A 19,008-nucleotide genomic window follows, 5' to 3' on the forward strand; every position below is an offset into this window, starting at 1 on the left:
CGCCCTGCAGAAATTACTTGGGCATCTTGCGAAAGCCCACCGCCAGGCGGTTCCAGCTGTTGATGGTGGCGATGGCCACGCTCAGGTCGACTTGTTCCTGCGGGCTGAACTCGGCGGCCAGGGCATTGAAGTCTTCATCCGGGGCGTGGGTCTGGCTCAGCAGGGTCAGGCTTTCAGCCCAGGCCAGCGCAGCGCGTTCACGCGGGGTAAAGAATGGGGTCTCGCGCCAGGCCGACACGGTGTACAAACGCCGCTCGGTTTCGCCACCCTTGCGGGCGTCGGCGGTGTGCATGTCCAGGCAGAACGCGCAGCCGTTGATCTGCGAGACGCGCAGGCGCACCAGTTCGAGCAGCGGCAATTCGATGGAAAGTTTGCCGACCGCCGCTTCCAGGGCAAGCATGGCTTTCATGGCGTCGGGGGAAGCGGTGTAGAAATCAGTACGGGTTTGCATGGTGTAGCTCCAGAACGTTGGGATTGGTGAGCAGGTTAGTCACCAGGGCGTCCTGGAGGAATAGCCAATCCGGGCGAAGAACAGGTGACCAATCTACAGGCCACGCTTGCGCAGCCATTGCAGGAAACCCTTCTTCACCGGCACCACGGGCGCGTCTTCGGTCAGGGCCTGGGCGGCATGTCGACGGAAGTCCAGCAGCGCCTTCATGGCTTCGCCGATGTCATGCCGTGCGTCCAGGCAGGGCTTGAGGTATTCATTTTCGATGCGATAAAGCGTGCAGTAGGTCTTGGCCGAAAAATCCGCCAGCGCTGCCTGTTCCGACAGCACGCCGGATTCGCCGATCACCTCCCCCGGCCCCATGCGCCCGGCCTCGAACGTGTGCCCGTCCTTGACCAACAGCACCGAGACCACCCCGGATTCGATGATGAACAAGTGATCGCTGACCTCCCCCGCCGCCAGGATCATCTCGCCGGCGCGGTAGGTGTGCAGGGTCATGTTCTGGCTGAAGGTGTCTTTTTCTTCCTGACGCAAGGTGGAGAAAATCGACGAGCGTTCAAGCAACGCCCGCGCGCCGGACACCGCTGGCGGCGTGCTGCCCTCGGTGGCAGACAACAGGCCCACGCCCGCCGCCTGCAAGTGACGGTAGGCCAAATCGTAAAGCAGGTTGCGGGTTTCGCGCTTGAGGCCCATGGCCGGTACGAACCCGCTGATTTCATATTCGACGCCGCCACTGGTCGAGGCTTTGAACGCCACGCTCGGGGCGGGCTGGGCCAGTAATGGCCGGCAGCCCTGCATTGCCCGTTCCAGGGCCTCGATCACGGTTTGCGGACGTGCGTGGGGGCTGACTTGCAGGCTCACTGCCAGGCCGAACATGTCCGCCGGGCGCGAGAAGTTGATGATCTTGGCCTTGGCCGCCAGGGAATTGGGGATCACCGCCAGGCTGCCCTGGGAGGTTTGCAAACGCGTGGCGCGCCAGTCGATATCGGTGACACGGCCTTCGGTGCCGTCGATGGAGATCCAGTCATCGATCTGGTAAGGCTTGGTGGTATTGAGGACGATCCCGGAAAACACGTCGCTCAGGGTGCTTTGCAACGCCAGGCCGACGATGATCGCTACCGCACCGGAAGTGGCCAGCACGCCCTTGACCGGCAGGTCGAGCACGTAGGCCATGGCGGCGATGATCGCGATCAGGAAGATTACCGCGCCCATCAGGTCCTGCAGCAAGCGCCCGGTATGCCCGACCCGCTGCATCATCACTGCGCCGAGCAATACCGTCAGGGTGCGTGCGGCGAACAACCACCAGCCGATCTGCAACGCCGTGGCGGCCAGGTGCAAGGTGGTGTCGTCGGCATAGGGCGCCGTTTGCATGGGGTTCATGCCGTCGTTGAACAACACGACGCTGAATACCGCGAAAATCACCAACCGCGCGGCGAGTTTCCAGTTGGCCAGGTCGGCGGAGATGAGACGCCACACGGCGATGTCGATAAAGATCAACGCCACGGCGCACAGCATCGGGTGATCAGCGATAAATGAGGGCATCCAGGCGACTCCAGGGCGAATGCCGAGAAGATCGCATGAAATCGATAAGACGGGTATAGCGCAGGAAAAAATGTGAGAGAGGGCAAGCCCCCGCCCACATGGGTTATTTAAACCTACCCGGCATTCAGGCGTGCATCTGCCCGAACTGGCCCGACTGGAAGTCGGCGAACGCTTGGTGGATCTCCTGCTCGGTGTTCATCACGAACGGACCGTGGCCGACGATGGGCTCGTCGATGGGTTCGCCGCTGAGGAGCAACACCTTGGCGTCGTCATTCGACTCCAGGGTGAGCTGGTCACCGTCACGCTCGAACAGCGCCAGCTGCCCTTGTCGCGCAACTTCCTCGCCATTGACCAGCACAGTGCCACTGAGGATCACCAGCGCCGTATTACGCCCGGCGTGCAGGTCCAGTGTGACCGCCTTATCGGCATTGAGGCGCAAGTCCCACACGTCAATCGGCGTGAAGGTATGGGCCGGGCCATGAGCACCAGCGAATTCACCAGCGATCAAGCGCAGGTTGCCAGCGTCGTTCGCCAGTGGCAGCACCGGAATATCGCCATCGACGATGGTCTGGTAGCCGGCATCGGCCATTTTGTCCTTGGCCGGCAGGTTGACCCACAGTTGCACCATTTCCAGCGCCCCGCCGCGACGGGCGAAATCCTGGGAGTGGAACTCCTCGTGGAGAATGCCCTTGGCCGCGGTCATCCATTGCACATCACCGGGGCCGATCTTGCCGCCGGCACCGGTGGAATCGCGGTGCTCGACTTCGCCGTCGTAAACGATAGTCACGGTTTCAAAGCCGCGATGCGGGTGCTGACCGACGCCACGACGCTGTTCGGTGGGCGTGAATTCAGCCGGCCCGGCGTGATCCAGCAACAGGAATGGGCTGATGTGCTTGCCCATGGTGTCGTAGGAAAACAAAGTGCGTACCGGGAAGCCATCGCCGACCCAGTGGGCGCGGGGGCTGGTGTAGATACCAATCAGCTTTTTCATGTGTACCTCCAAAGTGGGTACACAATAAATCGCCTCATCCCTGAGCACTAGACGGCAAAACCGGCCCTGATCGTTCTATGTATAGGACAATGCTTTAACCTGGCGCTGGCGCAACAGCTGGAATGCAACAAAGGCCGACAGCGCAAACCCGGCTTGAATCATCACCATCGGTGCAGCACTGCCATCGCGCAGCTGGCTCAACAGCAAACCGCTGCAGGTGGCACCGAACATCTGCGCGAACCCCATCAGCCCCGCCGCCAAACCGGCACGATGTGCGTTGGGCATCACCGCGCCGGTAACTGCGCCTGGCAACACCAGGCCACCGCCGAGGGTGACCAGGGCAATGGGCACGTCCAGTCCCACCACCGACAGCCCGAACAGTGCGTAAATCACCAGCGCTGCCACCCCGCCGAGCGCGACCATTGTCACGCCCATCGCCACAATCCGCTGCGGCCCCAGGCGTTGGATATTACGCCGGGTATAGGTGGAACCCACGATCAGCATCGACACGATCAACCCGAAGTTGAGGCCGTACTCCAGGCTGCTGAACCCCAGCAGGTTGATGAAAACCGCCGAGGAGCCGGCGATCACCGCAAACATCGCACCGTAGGTGCAGGCCAGGGCCACGGCATAGGCCCGGTACTGGCGGCCCTTGAGCAGGTCCAGGTATTGCCCGCCGAGGGTACGCCAGTGCGCGGCCTTGGGATCGAGGTGGTGGTTGCTCTCGCGAAAGAACAGCAGCGCCAGCACCAGCACCAGGCTGCCGATCACCAACGCCAGGCTGATCGGTGCGCGCCAACCCAATAGTTTGATCAACAGGCCGCCAAGCATCGGCGCGACGACGATGGCATACAGCATGCCGATCATGGTCAGCGCCAGGGCCGGGCCCGCCTCGGCTTTCCACACATCCCGCACCACCGTGCGTGCCAACACCAACGCGGCGCACGCGCCCAGGCCCTGGAACACGCGGGCGATGATAAATTGCTGGATATCGTTGACCAGCAGCATCGATAGCGTGGCGAGCACATACAACGCCAGGCCGGCGATCAATACCGGGCGTCGACCAATACGGTCCGACAGCGGCCCGAACAGCAACTGCCCCAGGCCAAAGGCACCGACAAACGCCGACAGCGCCAGCAGTGCCGAACCCACCGGCGCCGCCAGCGCCTGCTCGATGGCGCCCAGGCCCGGAATGATCAACTGGGTCGAGACTTCACCCAAGGCCGTAAGGGCAACCAGTAATAACAACAAGCTGCGTGAAGGTGCCGGGGCGATTGCCATGGGGATTATCCGGGGCTGGATTAATTTATATTTCGACCATAATATGCGTAAAAAATTATGTCCATAATTTTTTGCCCGATGGTTACCCCTGGAGCCCGCCATGCCCCCTCTCCCCCTGCGTCTTCTCACGCCCCTGGCCCTGTTGATGGTGCTCGGTGGCTGCCACAGCCAAGCTGACAACGCCGCTCAAGCGCCGCAGCCACGTCCCGTATTGGCGGCCACCGTTGAAGCCGCCGGCACCCAGCAAAGCGCATATACCGGTGTGGTCGCTGCCCGCACCGAAAGCGACCTGGGTTTCCGGGTCAGCGGCAAAGTGATCGAGCGCAAGGTCGACCCCGGCCAGCGCGTTGCCCGTGGCGATACCTTGCTGGTGCTGGACATCGGCGACTTCGAACTGGCGCTGCGCTCGGCCAAGAATCGCGTCAACGCCGCCCAGGCCCAGCTGCGCCAACGCCGCGACGATGAAAACCGCTACCAGCGCCTGGCCAGTACCGGCGCAGTGTCACGGCAGATCTTCGACCAGTCGGCCACCAACCTGCGTGTTGCCGAGGCGGAACTGGCCGCGGCGCAATCGGATGCCAGCCAGATCGAAAACCGCCGCACCTACTCGGTGCTCAAGGCCGATGGCGACGGCATCATCACCGACGTGCGAGCCGACCGCGGCCAAGTGGTGGCCGAAGGGCAAATCGTCGCGCGCCTGGCCCACGAAGGCGCCCGTGAAGCCATCGTCAACCTGCCGGAAAACCAGCGCGACCTGGCTGCGCAAAAAGCCCTGGCCTTTCCCTTCGGCGCCCCCGACCAAGCCGTGGCCGCGAGCCTGCGCGAACTGTCCGCCAGCGCCGACCCCATCACCCGCACCTACCGCGCCCGCTATGTGTTGCACGGCGCCGTCGAGCGTTTCGCCCTCGGCTCCACCATCACCGTACGCCTGCAAGTCAACGGCCAGGCCGCGCAAACCCGCGTGCCAATTGGCGCATTGCAGGACGCAGGCCAGGGCCCCGGCGTGTGGCTGATCGGCGATGACAACACGCTGACCTTCGCGCCGGTGAAAGTCGCCCGCCTCGGCCAGGAAGACGCCTTGCTCGACAGCGGCGTGACAGCGGGGCAAACCATCGTCGCCCTGGGAGCGCACCTGCTGCACAGCGGTGACAAGGTACGCTTGCTGCCCGCCCAGGCCCTGGCCCTCAACCGCAAGCAGGACCAATGACCATGCGCGGGCTCAACCTCTCTGAACTGGCGGTCAAACACCGCGCAGTGACGCTGTTCTTGCTCATTGCAATCCTGGTCGCCGGAATGTTCGCGTTCGGCAAACTGGGGCGCGCCGAAGACCCCTCGTTTACCGTCAAGGTCATGACCATCACCGCCGCCTGGCCGGGCGCCACCGCCCAGGAGATGCAGGAACAGGTGGCCGACCGCCTGGAAAAACGCCTGCAGGAGCTGGACTACTACGACCGCGTCGAGACCATCGCCCAGCCGGGTTTTGTGTCGATGCGCATGACCTTTCTCGAATCCACGCGCCCGAGCGAAATCCAGGCACTGTTCTACCAGACCCGCAAGAAGCTCAGTGACGAAGCCGCGCAATTGCCCAAAGGCGTGATCGGCCCGTTTTTCAACGATGAATACTCTGATGTGTATTTCGCGCTGTACGCCCTGGAAGCCGAACACCTGCCCCATCGCCAGCAAGTGCAAATGGCCGAGACCCTGCGCCAGGGTTTGCTCAACCTGCCGGGGGTGAAGAAGGTCAATATTCTTGGCGAGCAGGCCCAACGGGTGTTTGTCGAGTTTTCCTATGAACGCTTGGCGACCCTGGGCATCAAGCCCGAGCAGATTTTCGCCGCCCTCGCCGCGCAAAACGCGGTGGCGCCCTCAGGCTTTGTCGAGACCGCCGGTGCCCGTGCGTATATCCGTATCGACGGCGCCTTCGACAGCCTGGCGCTGATTGAAAACGTGCCCCTACAAGTCAATGGCCGCGTGCTGCGCATCGCCGATGTCGCCAGTGTCAGCCGCGGTTATGAGGACCCGCCCAGCTACCGTATCCGCCACCAGGGCGACCCGGCGCTGATGCTCGGGGTGATCATGGAGAAACACTGGAACGGCCTGGAGCTGGACCAGAGCCTGCAGGCCCAGGAGGCCAAAATCCGCGCCGACCTGCCCCTGGGCGTGAACTTCGTCAAGGTCTCCGACCAGGCGAAAAACATCAGCCTGGCGGTGAATGAGTTCATGCTCAAGTTCTTCGTCGCCCTGGCCGTGGTGATGCTGATCAGCCTGCTGGCCCTGGGCTTTCGCGTGGGCCTGGTGGTGGCGGCGGCCGTGCCGCTGACGCTGTCGATCGTGTTCGTGATCATGCTGGTCACCGGGCGCGAATTCGACCGCGTCACCCTCGGCGCGCTGATCATTTCCCTGGGCTTGCTGGTGGATGACGCGATCATTGCCATCGAGATGATGGTGGTGAAACTCGAAGAAGGCTTTGATCGTATCCATGCGGCGACCTATGCCTGGAGCTCCACGGCTGCGCCCATGCTGACCGGTACGTTGGTGACAATTATCGGCTTTTTACCCGTAGGGTTTGCGCGCTCCGGTGCAGGCGAGTACGCCGGGAATATCTTCTGGATCGTCGGCTTTGCATTGATTTCATCGTGGTTGGTGGCGGTGGTGTTCACGCCCTATCTGGGCGTGAAGCTGTTACCGCAGATCAAGCCTGTGCCCGGTGGGCATGATGCGATTTATGCCGGGCGCTACTATCAGAAACTTCGGCGTCTGGTGGAGGCCTGCGTGCGCGGGCGCTGGTTGGTGACCGGGCTGGTGGTGGCCGCGTTTGTGCTGTGCGGGCTGGGTATGGCGGTGGTGAAGAAACAGTTCTTCCCCGACTCCGACCGTTCGGAGCTGATCCTGGAAGTGTATATGCCGCCCGGCAGCGCATTCAAAAGCACTGAAGCGGTGGCGGCGCAGGTGGAGAAAGCCCTGTTGCAGGAGCCGCAGACGAGCATGGTCGACACCTATGTCGGCGGCGGCGCACCGCGGTTTTTCCTGTCGCTGAACCCGGAAATGCCTGACCCGGCATTCGCCAAGTTGATCGTGCAAACCCCGGACTCCCACGCCCGTGACGCGTTGAAAGTGCGCATGCGCGAGCGCATCGCAGCGGGTGAGTTTCCAGCGGCGCGGGTGCGCGTCACGCAATTGGTGTTCGGCCCGCCTGTACCGTTTCCCGTGGTGTTCCGTGTGTCCGGGCCGGACTTGGACGAGTTGCGCGGGCTGTCCGAGCAAGTGCGCCAAGTGGTGGCCGCCAATCGGCTGACCCGTGACACCTTCCTCGAATGGGGCGAGCGCACCAGCGGTTATCGCCTGGTGCTGGACCAGGATCGCCTGCGCTTGCTCGGCTTCACCCCCGATGAGGTCAAATCCCAGCTCAACGCCCTGCTCAGCGGCAACCCGATCACCGAAGTGCGCGAAGGCAACCGCACCGTATCCGTGGTGGCCCGCGCCCAAGGCAGCCAGCGCGAAGACCTCGCCAACCTCAACAACATGACCCTGACCAACAGCGCCGGTACATCGGTGCCGCTGGCCCAGGTCGGGCATTTCCAGGCGGTGATGGAAGAGCCGATCCTCAAGCGCCGTAACCGTGCAACCACAGTGGAGGTGCGCGCCGACATCATCGACGGGGTACAACCGCCCGATGTGGAAATGGCCGTGTACAAAGACCTGCAACCCCTGATCGCCAAGCTGCCGACCGGTTACCACATCGACATCGGCGGCCCGGTGGAAGAAAGCGCCAAGGCCAACGTGGCGCTGGCGGCGTTGTTCCCGATCATGATCCTGCTGACGCTCACGGTGATCATGTTCCAGGTGCGCTCCTTCGGCGTCATGTTGATGGTCTTCGCCACTGCGCCCCTGGGCTTGATCGGCGCGGTGCCGACCTTGCTGCTGTTCAACCAGCCGTTTGGGTTTAATGCGATCCTGGGCTTGATCGGCATCGGCGGCATCCTGATGCGCAACACGCTGATCTTCACCGACCAGATTCGCCAGAACCAGGACCACGGCATGGCGATTCGCGAGGCAATCATCGAAGCCACGGTACGTCGAGCGCGACCGGTGATCCTCACCGCACTGGCGGCGGCGCTGGCGTTTATTCCGCTGACACTGTCGGTGTTCTGGTCGTCCCTGGCCTATGTGTTGATTGGCGGGGTGTTGGTGGGCACGGTGCTGACGCTGTTGTTCCTGCCGGCGCTGTGCAGCCTGGTGCTGCGCGACGCAGTTGCCGAAACGTCCCACGCAAGCGCCGGATAAGCTCTACTCCCCCGCCCTGAAAACCTCTGCAAAGTCCCTCGCCTGATTGAACAGTGCGAGGGATTGCAGATGGTTTTTTTCGTTACAGCCCTGGTTGATAGGGCTGGCTCTTGATCCCGGCGTTTGCCAGCTTTGTGCTGGCGCCCATGGATCCCAAGGCCCCGGACGTCAGTCGGGTTTTAGCCGATTTTCGCACCTGCCTGAACACCTTCGATGAGTGGGCCGACAGCCTGTTGAGTGGCTCGGCACTGACTGTGGAGCAGGTGTTCAAGGTTGGGGAAGACGTCGCACTGGTCGCGCCGATCTCTTCCGACAAGCCCAGCCGCACGGTCGCTCAATGCAAAGCCCAGGGTGGGTTGACCCTGGTGCATCTGTTCGAAAGTACCCAGTTCGTTCCCATCGGCAACACCCGGGTGATGCTGCAAGCCCTGGCCACAGATGGCAGCCTGGTGGGCACGCCGATCCACCACACCATTGGCCCCACCGGCATTCTTGAAGTCAACGACTGCAGCCGCGACCAGCGCTACCAGATCACCTTTTACCCCAATGTTTCCAAGGATCACGTCAAGGCGCTGTATGCCTCCTACGGGTCAGTGATTGCCGGGCTGGAAGCTGAACTGTGCAAACAATGGGACGAGCGTTTCAAGCTGCAATGGGCAGACTTTGCCCAGGCGCCAGCCTACAAGCGCAGCGGCCTACAGGGCATTGCCTTTGCAACCGGGATTGGCAAGGCCTTCTACAACCTGTGGGACAACATCACCGAGCTGTATGACCTGCTCGCGAACCTCAAATCCAACAGCGAGAAACTACTCAAGTACATCTCCCAGGCCGAACTGGACGAGTTGCTCACGCTGGGCAAAGACACGCTGGCCAAGGGCTTGCTGGTGCTCAGTGATGAGCCGCTGTTGTTTATCTACCTGGCGGCGATGGTGGCGTGGATACGCATGCTGCCGCCGCCGCAGATGTATGAGCTGCTGGGTGAAATCACCGGCGAAGTCTTGATCAACCTGCTGCTGATCTGGGCCACGCGGGGCATTGGGGTACAGCTGCGCCTGGGTGCGCAGATGCTCAGTCGCGTCAAGTCCGGGCAAGCGCGGGCGTTGTTGGAGTTGCTGGCCAAGCAGGCAACGGGGCCGCGGTTGGAGGCTCATGTAGAGGCGGCCAAGCCTGTGTTGCTGAGCAGTGCGGCGACGCCGGTCAAGGTGGTGCCGGCTGTACCGTTGAAGGCTGGGGATCAACTGGTTTCGAATCCGCTGCCGGCTGTGCGCAGCAAGGCCCGGCAGACGGTGCTGGTGCGGCAGGAGCACGTCGATGATGCGCCGGCCATGGCGTCGAATCCCAAGGGGGATGCGGCGGCGCCAGCGGACAAGACCGTTACCAATGGCTGCCCGGTGTCGATGGTTACCGGGGAGGAATTGCTGACCCTCACCGATGGTGCCCTGGACGGGGTTTTACCGTTTGAGTGGACGCGCTTGTATCGCACCAGTGCGGTGGAACTGGATTGTGGGTTGGGGTTTGGCTGGAGTCACGCGCTGGCGCACAGGCTTGCTGTGTCGGGCGATTCGGTGGTGTGGACGGACCATGAGAATCGCCGTACGCAGTTTCCGTTGCCCACATCTGCTCGACCCGCGATCACCAATAGCCTGGCCGAAGCGGCGATCTACCTGGGCTCGGCGCCTGATGAACTGGTGTTGGCCCAGGCGTCGCGGTTCTATCACTTTCGTGACGGTGTGCTGGTCTCGATCAGCGATGCGTATGACAACCGCCTGCGCATTGTGCGTGATCGTTCCGGGCGGATTGAGCGGTTGGATAACGGTGCCGGCCGTTCGCTGCTGCTGCGTTATGAAATGGATCGCATCGTCGCGGTGGACTACCAGGTTCATCGCGCCAAAGGCCGTGAGCCCTACGTCTGGGAGACCGAGCAGAACGTCGTTTCCTACGCCTATGACGAAGATGGACGACTGGTTTGCGCGACCAATGCTGTCGGGGAAAGCGAGCGTTATCGCTACGACGAGCAGCACGTCATTCTTGAGCGGCAGTTGGCCGGTGGGGCGAGTTTCTTCTGGGAGTGGGAAGGCTCTGGCAAGGCAGCACGCTGTGTCCGGCATTGGGCAAGTTTTTCGCAGATGGACACGCGTTATGCCTGGGGGGATGACGGCCGTGTCACCGTGCATAACGCCGATGGTAGCCAGGAAGTGTATGTCCACGATGATCGGGCGCGCTTGGTGCAGCGCATCGATCCCGACGGCGCCCAGCATTTTAAATCCTACGATGACAAAGGTCGGCTGACCGTCGAGCAAGACCCGCTGGGTGCGGTGACGGCCTATCAGTACGACGAAGCCGGACGCTTGGTGGCGTTGTTTCCGGGGGATGACGAGCCGACGTTCTACGAGCATGACAACGGTTTCGTACGGGTTGTCAGGCGTGGCGAGGCGGTCTGGAAATATGAGCGTAATAGCCAGGGCGATGTTACGCGTAGGACTGATCCTGACGGGCAGGTCACAGACTACAGCTACAACAAACGTGGGCAACTGACGGGCGTTTGGTACCCCGATCACAGCTGTCATCGGCTGGTGTGGAACGAGCGTGGGCAGTTGCTCGAAGAACAACTGCCCAATGGCGGGATCAAGCGTTATCGCTATGACGATTTAGGGCGGCAGATTGCGCGTGAGGATGAACATGGCGCGCAGATTCTTTATGAATGGGACGCCGTAGGACGTCTGCTGAAACTGACCCAGCCCGGCGGCGCCTGCCGGGAATTGAGCTACAACCCCTACGGAAAAATCATCGCCGAGCGCGATGAACTCGGCCACGTCACCCGCTACGAATACGAAGGCGGCCTGCACCTGATCAGCCGCCGCATCAATGCCGACGGCACCCAGGTCAAGTATCGCTACGACAACGCCCGGCTGTTGCTCACCGAGATCGAAAACGAAGTCGGCGAAACCTACCAGCTCGACTACCACCCCAACGGCCTGCTCCAACAGGAAACCGGCTTCGACGGCCAGCGCACCGCGTATGCCTACGACCTCAACGGCAATCTGCAGGAAAAGACCGAATACGGCGACGACGGCAGTCAGCTAATCACCCGTTACGAGCGCGACCACGCCGGACGCCTCGTACGAAAAACCCTGCCCGATGACAGCGTGGTCGACTATGCCTACGACCGCCAAGGCAACCTCCTCAGCGTCGAGGACGGTCACTGGGCTTTGGCCTACGAGTATGACCGCCAAAACCGCCTCACCGCCGAACACCAAGGCTGGGGCACCTTGCGCTACGGCTACGACGCCTGCGGCCAGCTACAAAAACTGCGCCTGCCGGACAATAACCGCCTCACCTTCAACCACGACAAAGGCGGCCACCTCGCCACCGTCGAGCTCAACGGCGAAGTGCTCACCTCTCACCTATTCCGCGCCGGTCGCGAACACCAGCGCCAACAAGGCCAGCTGCTCAGCCACTACCACTACGACGACCAAAACCGCCTGCACGCTCACGCCGTCACACAGCAGGAAAATTACCTTTACCAGCGCCAATACGACTACGACAAAAGCGGCAATCTCACCCGCCTGCTCGACACGCGCAAAGGCGAACACCGCTACCACTACGACCCCCTCGCCCGCCTGACCCGCGCCGACCATTCGCAGGACGTGCAGGAACGCTTCGCCCACAACCCGGCCGGCAACCTGCTCATGCAAGACCGCCCCGGCCCGGACATCGTCGCGGCGAACCGCCTGGTGATCCAGGGCGACCGCCACTACGACTACGACGCCTTCGGCAACCTGATCCGCGAACGACGCGGCAAAGGCCAGCAACTCGTCACTGAATACCGCTACGACTGCCAGCACCGGCTGATCAGCGTCACAAAACCGAACGGCGAAACCGCCAGTTATCGTTATGATCCGTTTGGGCGGCGCATCAGCAAGACCGTGGACGGCAAGACCACCGAGTTTTTCTGGCAAGGCGACAAGCTGATTGCCGAGCATCATGCGGACCGCCACCGCAGCTACATCTACGAGCCCGGCAGCTTCCGCCCACTGGCACTGCTGGAAGGCTTCGGCCCAAAAGCCACAACGCCCTACCACTACCAGCTCGACCACCTCGGCACACCACAGGAACTCACCGACACCGCAGGCGAAATCGTCTGGTCCGCCCACTACCGCGCCTACGGCCAGATCGCCCGACTCGACGTAGGCAAGATCGACAATCCACTGCGTTTTCAGGGACAGTATTTCGATCAGGAAAGCGGGCTGCACTACAACCGCCATCGCTACTACAATCCGGATATTGGTCGTTACCTGACGCCGGATCCGGTGAAGTTGGCGGGTGGGGTCAATGGGTACCGATACGCGCCAAATCCGACAGGCTGGATAGACCCGCTGGGCTTGAATACATGCCCAGATGAGAACGGATGTAAACCCAGCGCTAGCGTTCAGAACCCTACAGCGAGTGTTAACCACGGAGGACCGGCCTTACCGCAACTGCCCCGCTCGCAGCGACAGGCGCGAATTGATGAGCTTGCAGAGGCAAACGCCTACAGACGTTTGAAAGAGATCGAACAAGCATTTCCAAGAGCACATTTTTTGGAGAAGCACGGCGCGCAGACAACCCCCGGCTCCCAACTCGAAAGAGTAAGGTCAGGTAAAAACCCAACAACAGAGGAAATCGAAAGATACATTGGTGGAAGAAAAGATGGTGAACCCAAGATACCTACTGCAGCTACTAGATATTTCAGCCATCGGGACCAACTCAACGCTATTTATCGCGCACAACTTATATTTAAGTATACAAATCTTCAAACATCTCGCAGGCCAATTAACATGGGAAAAATAATTGGAGAAGGATACAAAAAAAATAATTTTGAATATGGAAGGCAAAACAAAGCCATTGTAATACTTGACAATGATGGCAACCCAATTACTGCGTACACGGAATTCTAAACATGAAGCTCAAACCAGATCTATCAATACTCAAAAGCCTACTATTCACCTATAGCATTGAAAACTACGACGACCCTGAAAGAGAGCGCTTCATCGCTTCAAAAAATGTCAACGACGAAACAGAACTCGCTGAGCTTTTTGAAAAACTAACCAAGCCAGAATTCCTATCATACAAAATTGAAATTCAACAATGGCATATTGAGACACTTCAACACTACCTAAATATTGATGAAAATTTTAGTTCTGTTTTTTATCTTCTCGACACCTATTTCGATGACGAGATAACTGACCACAGGCAATTCATGAGAGTGCTACTACGCTGCTTGCAGCATTACAGGTTAGAAACCGATGCGAGCGGATGCTCCCAAACAAATAAATAACCCACTAGAAAGGAAAACCCTATGCAGCTAAGCACCCAGTTTAAAAGTTATCGCGCTCAATTCGCTGTCCTAAATGAAGCAACCACAAGAGCAGAACGTAATCTACCTCCTTTTACAGGAGAGGATTATTATGGCAATCCAATCGTCCGAATCGAAATGCAGGATTGTGGAAGAGGATACATACCTAACCCTGCTGACCTGAACAATCCAATACTTGATGAAAATATGGATACAGCGATCGCGAAGTTTGATCGTGAGACAAAAAAACTTTATACCGTTTTCCCTGTGAGCAATGACCAATGCTGAAACACCCTTTTCTGAATATACCGTACGCACCAAAACTTCGGCATTTTCTAGGCCCATTCGACATTTATGATCGCGAAGAAACTCTAGGTGAGGAGCTTGCATGTTACGATATCAATACTGACATCGACAGAACGCAATTAATCAAAAAATATATAATTGATAAATCCTCAGACTTAAATTATCGGCATCGTAAAGTCCTATGCGATACATTAGAGGCAGCACTTAGCGACAAAACCTATGATTTTTCGCAATTATTTAGACAGGCTCCTGGCTATTATTGCAACCTGCCTTGGGGATGGAGTGAAATGGACAATCCAAGAGGCTTTTTCGAAGAGATTTACAGATTAACTAATGAGTGGTGGAAAGAAGATCTCCAAAAAGCCAGTCTCGAAGACCCTGCCACATGGTGACCCCCAATATTGAATACACCAAATATCCAATGTGGGAGGGGGCTTGCCCCCGATAGCAGTAGTTCAGTCAATGCATATGCAAGCTGACCCACCGCCATCGGGGGCAAGCCCCCTCCCACATTTGGATTGAGGCATATCAGGTAAATATTCGGCGGCTGAGATATCGCCACTGCTGCGAGCCCCCTCCCACATTCAAACCTACTTCGTTCTGTAATCCCGGATCTGATCAGCGCTTGGCCAGTTCCATAATCATCCGGCTCAACAAATACACCCGCGGCACCACACTCTCCACCTCGGCATATTCCTGCGGTGTGTGAATATTCCCGCCCACTATCCCAAACCCATCCAACGTCGGCGTACCTACCCCGGCCGACAAACTCGCGTCCGCCGCCCCGCCACTGCCTTCGATGGTCAACTTGCGTCCCAACTCGGCATAAATGCCCTGGGCTATCGTCACCAACTTATCCGACTCGGCCGTCTGCGGCATCGGCGGTAAGCCGCGTTGCAGGCTGGTCTTCACGTCGGTTTCGGGGATCAGTTTGTTGGCTGAAACCCGGGCCAGGTCCTTTTCGATCCGGTCAAATTCTTCCGGCAAGGCGGCGCGTACGTCGGCCTTGGCGGTGGCCTGGTCGGGGATGACGTTGGTGCGGTCGCCGGCCTTGAGCACGGTGAAGTTGATGGTGGTTTTCTTGTCTTCATCGCCCAGCTTGCCCAGCTGCAGGATCTGGTGCGCGGCTTCCATGGCGGCGTTGCGTCCCAGTTCCGGGGCGACGCCGGCGTGGGCGGCCTTGCCTTTGACTTCGACCACGGCGGTGGCGCTGCCTTTGCGCCACACCACCAGGCCGTCGGCTGGGCGGCCGGGTTCGAGGTTGAGGGTCACGTCGTGGCCCTTGGCAGTGTTGCGGATCAGTTCGGAGGCGGCTTCGGAGCCGGTTTCTTCGCTGGCGTCGAGCAGGAAGGTGATTTGCGCATAGTCCTTGAAGCCCTGGTTCTTCAGGACCTTCAGTGCGTAGATGCCGGCGACGATGCCGCCCTTGTCATCCATAACGCCGGGACCATAGGCGCGGCCGTCCTTGATGTGGAACGGGCGCTCGGCGGCCGAACCTTCCTTGAACACGGTGTCCATGTGGGCCATCAGCAGGATTTTGGCCTTGCCGGTGCCCTTGAGCGTGGCGACCACATGGCTGTTGTTGGCGGCTTTGTCCGGCACCAGTTCAATGCTGAAACCCAACTGTTTCAACTCGTCCACGGCGATGTCGCGCACTTGGGTCAGGCCCGGCTCGTAGCCTGAACCTGAATCGATGTTCACCAGGCGTTCGAGCAGTTTCAGGGCCTCGGCCTTGTACTGTTCGGCATCAGCCTGGACCTGCTTGTGGGGTTCGGCACTGTAGGCCGGCAGGGCGAAGGAAAAGGCCAGGGTGGCGGCCAGGAGGGTACGCGGGAAAGTGAAGAGCATGGACCGATCCTTGTTTTTTTGTTGGAAGGCGCGCCAATACCCTACCCCACTAGACCGAGCGCAACCAACTCCCCTGCCCCGCGCTGACGCGGTTGCGCCCGCTGCTCTTGGCTTCGTACAGCGCCTGGTCGGCATCGTTGAGCCAACTGATGGCGTCGGCATGGGCCGGCTGATACAGCGCCAGGCCGATGCTCAAGCTGACGCGCAGCGCCGGGTCCTGAGTGTAGGCCAAGGCGTTGAAGCGATCGCGCAGCGCCTCCATGACCTCAGTGGCACGGTTGAGCGGCATGTCTGGCAGAATCACGCAGAACTCATCGCCGCCGTAACGTCCGGCCAGGTCGGTGGTGCGCAGGTTCTGGCGCAGCACCTTGCTCAACTGGCGCAGCACGATATCGCCGGTCACATGGCCGTAGGTATCGTTGATGGTCTTGAAATGGTCGATGTCGATCAGGGCGATGGCTGCACCCGCCGGGCCTCGGCGGCAGCGTTGGAATTCGATGTCCAGGTGGTCTTTCCAGGCCCCGTGGTTGAGCAGGCCGGAGAGGCTGTCGGTACGGCTCAGGGCCAGCAGTTCGCGCTTGTGACGGGCCAGGGTTACCGCCTGGCGATAGCAGATCCAACCCAGGGCCATCGGATACAGCATCAGGATCGGCAGGCAGGCATACACCTGGGCTTGGGTGGTCACGGTGATGAACGCCGGGGCGAATATCAGCAGCGCCGTGCCCAGCCCCAGCGCCTGTGCCACCCAGCCAACGAACATGAAGCGCGGGCCGCCGATAGCGACGTTGTTCATGCTCATCATCGACAAGGTGGTGACGCTGGGCAGCGGGTTGAAGTGCATCGCGCCGACCCAGAAGCCACCGCAGAAGGAATCGAACAGCAGGCTGCGGCGCTCACTGCGCAACGGGTGGGCCGCACGCAACGAAATTTGAAAAGCCACATGCGGCCACACAAACGCGTTGATCAGCATCCAGGCCCACACCCACATGGGGGGGCTCAGCGGATACATGCCAAACGCGACGCAGATAAAGCCGAGCGTAAGCCCCAGCAGGCGTGATTTGTACAAGCGCGAAGCGAGCGGAAGTCCATTTCCTCCGACGGCTGGCATGGTGGGGTGCGATCCTGGGTGAGTGCCTGGAGTCTATCAGGGTAACGGCAAATCGCCACTACCGCCTAGAAGCTGACGTCAGTGTGAAAAACCACGTGCCAGCATCAACGCCACGCCCAACAACAACACCGCGGTGGCGCGCTGCAACAACACCCGCCGCTTGGGGTTTTCCAACACGTGCTTGATACGCTGGCCGAAATAGCAATACAGGCAGCCGCTGGCAAATTGCAGCAGCAGGAAGGTCAGGCCGAGGATGGCGATATCCGCCGCTGAACTGTGCTCCCCGGAACCTGCAAACTGCGGGAACACCGCACTGAACATGATGATGGTCTTGGGGTTGGAAAACCCGGTCAACAGCCCCTTGCCAAACAGACTGCGCGAGCCCTCCACGGTGCCGGCGTTGTTGATTGCCACACCACTGCTGGTCCACTGCTTGTAGGCCAGGTACAGGATGTAGGCCACGCCGACAAACTGGATGGTCTGGGTAATGGCGAGGTTGCCCTTGATCAACTCCGAGAAGCCGACGGCAAAGATCAGGATGGAAATCAGGTACGACACGCTGGCGCCGATCTGCGCCGGGATCGAACTGCGCAGGCCGTCCTTCAAGCCCAGGCTCAGCAACAGCAGGGTCATGGGGCCGGGACTGAAAGTCATGGTGGCGCAAAACAGCAGGAAGTAGAGAAACGAAGACAGGGTTAACGCACTTGTCATGGCCAGGGACCTTGAGTGGATAGAAACAGCAACAGGGCGAGCGCCGCGAACGCCCGCCGCAGGGCCCGTCAGGCGACAGCGATTTCGGTCGTCAGGGATTCGCGGTACATCACCGCCAGATCGGCCAGGGCTGCCTTGGCGGTCTGGTTGCGGGTTTCGAAGGCCACCAGGCCTTTCCAGTTGGTCTCGACGATGGCCTGCATGACGTCGGCATAGTCACAGTTGCCGTCATGGATGCCGAAGTGCTGATCCTGCACGCCGTTGTTGTTGCTGAAGGAAATGCCCTTGATCAGGTGGTGATACTTGCGCACCACTTCCGCCGGTAGACCGTTCTCGATGTTGGCATGGCCGGCATCGAGGAAAAAGTACAGATTGCTGTGGGCTTGCAGGCGCTCGAACACAAAGGCGTATTCCGCTTCATGGGTGAAGATGTAGTGGAACGGCCGGTAGTTGACGTAGTTGGACAGGTTTTCCAGGTAGATATCCGTGCCCTTGGCCTCGGCGTAAATCGCCAGCTCCTGCACCGACTTCAGGTAATGTTCCAGGGCGACCTTTTTGGCCATCAGCACCATTTTCGGTTCGACGATGCAACCGCCATGAATGATCAGCGGCGCGCCCAGGCGGCTGGCGATATCGATTTCTTTCTTCACATATTCCACGGCCGCGGCACGGAACGCTTCGACGTCACTGCCCAACGGCGCCTTGAAGTTGCCATGGAAGATCGGTTTGATGCCGGTGGCCGCAATTTGCGCCTGCAGGCTCTGGATGCGTGCCTCGGTCCAGTCATCGACCATCTCACCAAACAGGCTGCCGTCGATGTACCAGTGGGTGCAGTTGCCTTCGATGGCGGTTTCCAGGCCCTTCTCGGCGCCCAGGTATTTCTGGTGGGCTACACCGGTGCAGAACGGCACGGTGGCGTTGATTAGTTTGCTTTCCATGGGGCGATTCCTTTCGTGGATGGAGCGTCAGGCTTCTAGAGATTCGGGGAGCTCGATGGCCATGAAGTCGGCCTTGGTCACGCCGCAATCCGGGCATGTCCAGTCTTCAGGTACCTCTTCCCAAGGGGTGCCTGCCGGTATTCCGTCTTCCGGGATACCCAATTCTTCTACGTACATAAAACCGCAGGGAGCACACATATAAGTCTTCATGAGAAT

15 protein-coding genes are annotated in these 19,008 nt (G+C 60.0%); 6 read left to right on the top strand and 9 right to left on the bottom strand.

The window, feature by feature from the left end; genetic code table 11:
- Nucleotides 1–13: 13 nt before the first annotated feature.
- The 4 genes from QYQ93_RS17120 to QYQ93_RS17135 all read right to left on the bottom strand — a co-directional run bounded on the left by QYQ93_RS17120 (nucleotide 14) and on the right by QYQ93_RS17135 (nucleotide 4,262).
- A complete protein-coding gene (locus tag QYQ93_RS17120; RefSeq protein ID WP_057014381.1) occupies nucleotides 14–451 on the bottom strand; it encodes a carboxymuconolactone decarboxylase family protein in 438 nt (145 codons plus the stop codon).
- A 93-nt stretch (nucleotides 452–544) separates the two neighbouring features.
- Nucleotides 545–1,990: a mechanosensitive ion channel family protein gene (locus tag QYQ93_RS17125; RefSeq protein ID WP_124378300.1), complete on the bottom strand. Its 1,446-nt coding sequence runs from the start codon at nucleotides 1,988–1,990 to the stop codon at nucleotides 545–547.
- Nucleotides 1,991–2,114: 124 nt separating this feature from the next.
- Nucleotides 2,115–2,981 (bottom strand): pirin family protein, encoded by an 867-nt coding sequence (locus tag QYQ93_RS17130; RefSeq protein ID WP_338475119.1) that lies wholly within the window; start codon nucleotides 2,979–2,981, stop codon nucleotides 2,115–2,117.
- A gap of 75 nt (nucleotides 2,982–3,056) precedes the next feature.
- Complete coding sequence (locus tag QYQ93_RS17135) at nucleotides 3,057–4,262, bottom strand: Bcr/CflA family efflux MFS transporter (protein WP_338475120.1); 1,206 nt, start codon at nucleotides 4,260–4,262, stop codon at nucleotides 3,057–3,059.
- A 100-nt stretch (nucleotides 4,263–4,362) separates the two neighbouring features.
- Here QYQ93_RS17135 and QYQ93_RS17140 point away from each other — a divergent pair, with 100 nt between their 5' ends.
- From QYQ93_RS17140 to QYQ93_RS17165, 6 genes are all read left to right on the top strand, one after another.
- Nucleotides 4,363–5,469 (top strand): efflux RND transporter periplasmic adaptor subunit, encoded by a 1,107-nt coding sequence (locus QYQ93_RS17140; RefSeq protein ID WP_338475121.1) that lies wholly within the window; start codon nucleotides 4,363–4,365, stop codon nucleotides 5,467–5,469.
- Nucleotides 5,470–5,471: 2 nt separating this feature from the next.
- Entirely contained in the window at nucleotides 5,472–8,546 is a 3,075-nt protein-coding gene (locus tag QYQ93_RS17145) for an efflux RND transporter permease subunit (protein WP_338475122.1), read from the top strand.
- 146 nt (nucleotides 8,547–8,692) lie between these two features.
- Nucleotides 8,693–13,483 carry an RHS repeat-associated core domain-containing protein gene (locus QYQ93_RS17150; protein ID WP_338475123.1) on the top strand — a complete coding sequence of 1,597 codons (4,791 nt, stop codon included), beginning with the start codon at nucleotides 8,693–8,695 and terminating at the stop codon, nucleotides 13,481–13,483.
- 2 nt (nucleotides 13,484–13,485) lie between these two features.
- Entirely contained in the window at nucleotides 13,486–13,863 is a 378-nt protein-coding gene (locus QYQ93_RS17155) for a hypothetical protein (protein WP_043051556.1), read from the top strand.
- A 21-nt stretch (nucleotides 13,864–13,884) separates the two neighbouring features.
- Nucleotides 13,885–14,169 (top strand): hypothetical protein, encoded by a 285-nt coding sequence (locus tag QYQ93_RS17160; RefSeq protein ID WP_080889140.1) that lies wholly within the window; start codon nucleotides 13,885–13,887, stop codon nucleotides 14,167–14,169.
- Nucleotides 14,163–14,579 carry a hypothetical protein gene (locus QYQ93_RS17165; RefSeq protein ID WP_124378308.1) on the top strand — a complete coding sequence of 139 codons (417 nt, stop codon included), beginning with the start codon at nucleotides 14,163–14,165 and terminating at the stop codon, nucleotides 14,577–14,579. The genes QYQ93_RS17160 and QYQ93_RS17165 overlap by 7 nt, the downstream gene beginning before the upstream one ends.
- Before the next feature lie 226 nt (nucleotides 14,580–14,805).
- On the opposite strand, the gene QYQ93_RS17170 is transcribed toward QYQ93_RS17165, so the two are convergent.
- The 5 genes from QYQ93_RS17170 to QYQ93_RS17190 all read right to left on the bottom strand — a co-directional run bounded on the left by QYQ93_RS17170 (nucleotide 14,806) and on the right by QYQ93_RS17190 (nucleotide 19,002).
- Nucleotides 14,806–16,035: a M20/M25/M40 family metallo-hydrolase gene (locus QYQ93_RS17170; RefSeq protein WP_338475124.1), complete on the bottom strand. Its 1,230-nt coding sequence runs from the start codon at nucleotides 16,033–16,035 to the stop codon at nucleotides 14,806–14,808.
- Nucleotides 16,036–16,084: 49 nt separating this feature from the next.
- A complete protein-coding gene (locus tag QYQ93_RS17175) occupies nucleotides 16,085–17,143 on the bottom strand; it encodes a diguanylate cyclase (RefSeq protein ID WP_338475125.1) in 1,059 nt (352 codons plus the stop codon).
- Between the two features lie 78 nt (nucleotides 17,144–17,221).
- Nucleotides 17,222–17,854, bottom strand: a complete 633-nt coding sequence (locus QYQ93_RS17180; protein WP_338475126.1) for a LysE family translocator — start codon at nucleotides 17,852–17,854, stop codon at nucleotides 17,222–17,224.
- Between the two features lie 68 nt (nucleotides 17,855–17,922).
- Nucleotides 17,923–18,792 (bottom strand): sugar phosphate isomerase/epimerase family protein, encoded by an 870-nt coding sequence (locus QYQ93_RS17185; protein WP_338475127.1) that lies wholly within the window; start codon nucleotides 18,790–18,792, stop codon nucleotides 17,923–17,925.
- Between the two features lie 27 nt (nucleotides 18,793–18,819).
- Nucleotides 18,820–19,002, bottom strand: coding sequence for a rubredoxin (locus QYQ93_RS17190; protein ID WP_217882282.1), 183 nt, complete (start codon nucleotides 19,000–19,002; stop codon nucleotides 18,820–18,822).
- Nucleotides 19,003–19,008 lie beyond the last annotated feature (6 nt).

The organism is Pseudomonas khavaziana, assembly GCF_036704165.1.
In the GTDB taxonomy this organism is placed as follows: Bacteria; Pseudomonadota; Gammaproteobacteria; order Pseudomonadales; family Pseudomonadaceae; genus Aquipseudomonas; species Aquipseudomonas khavaziana.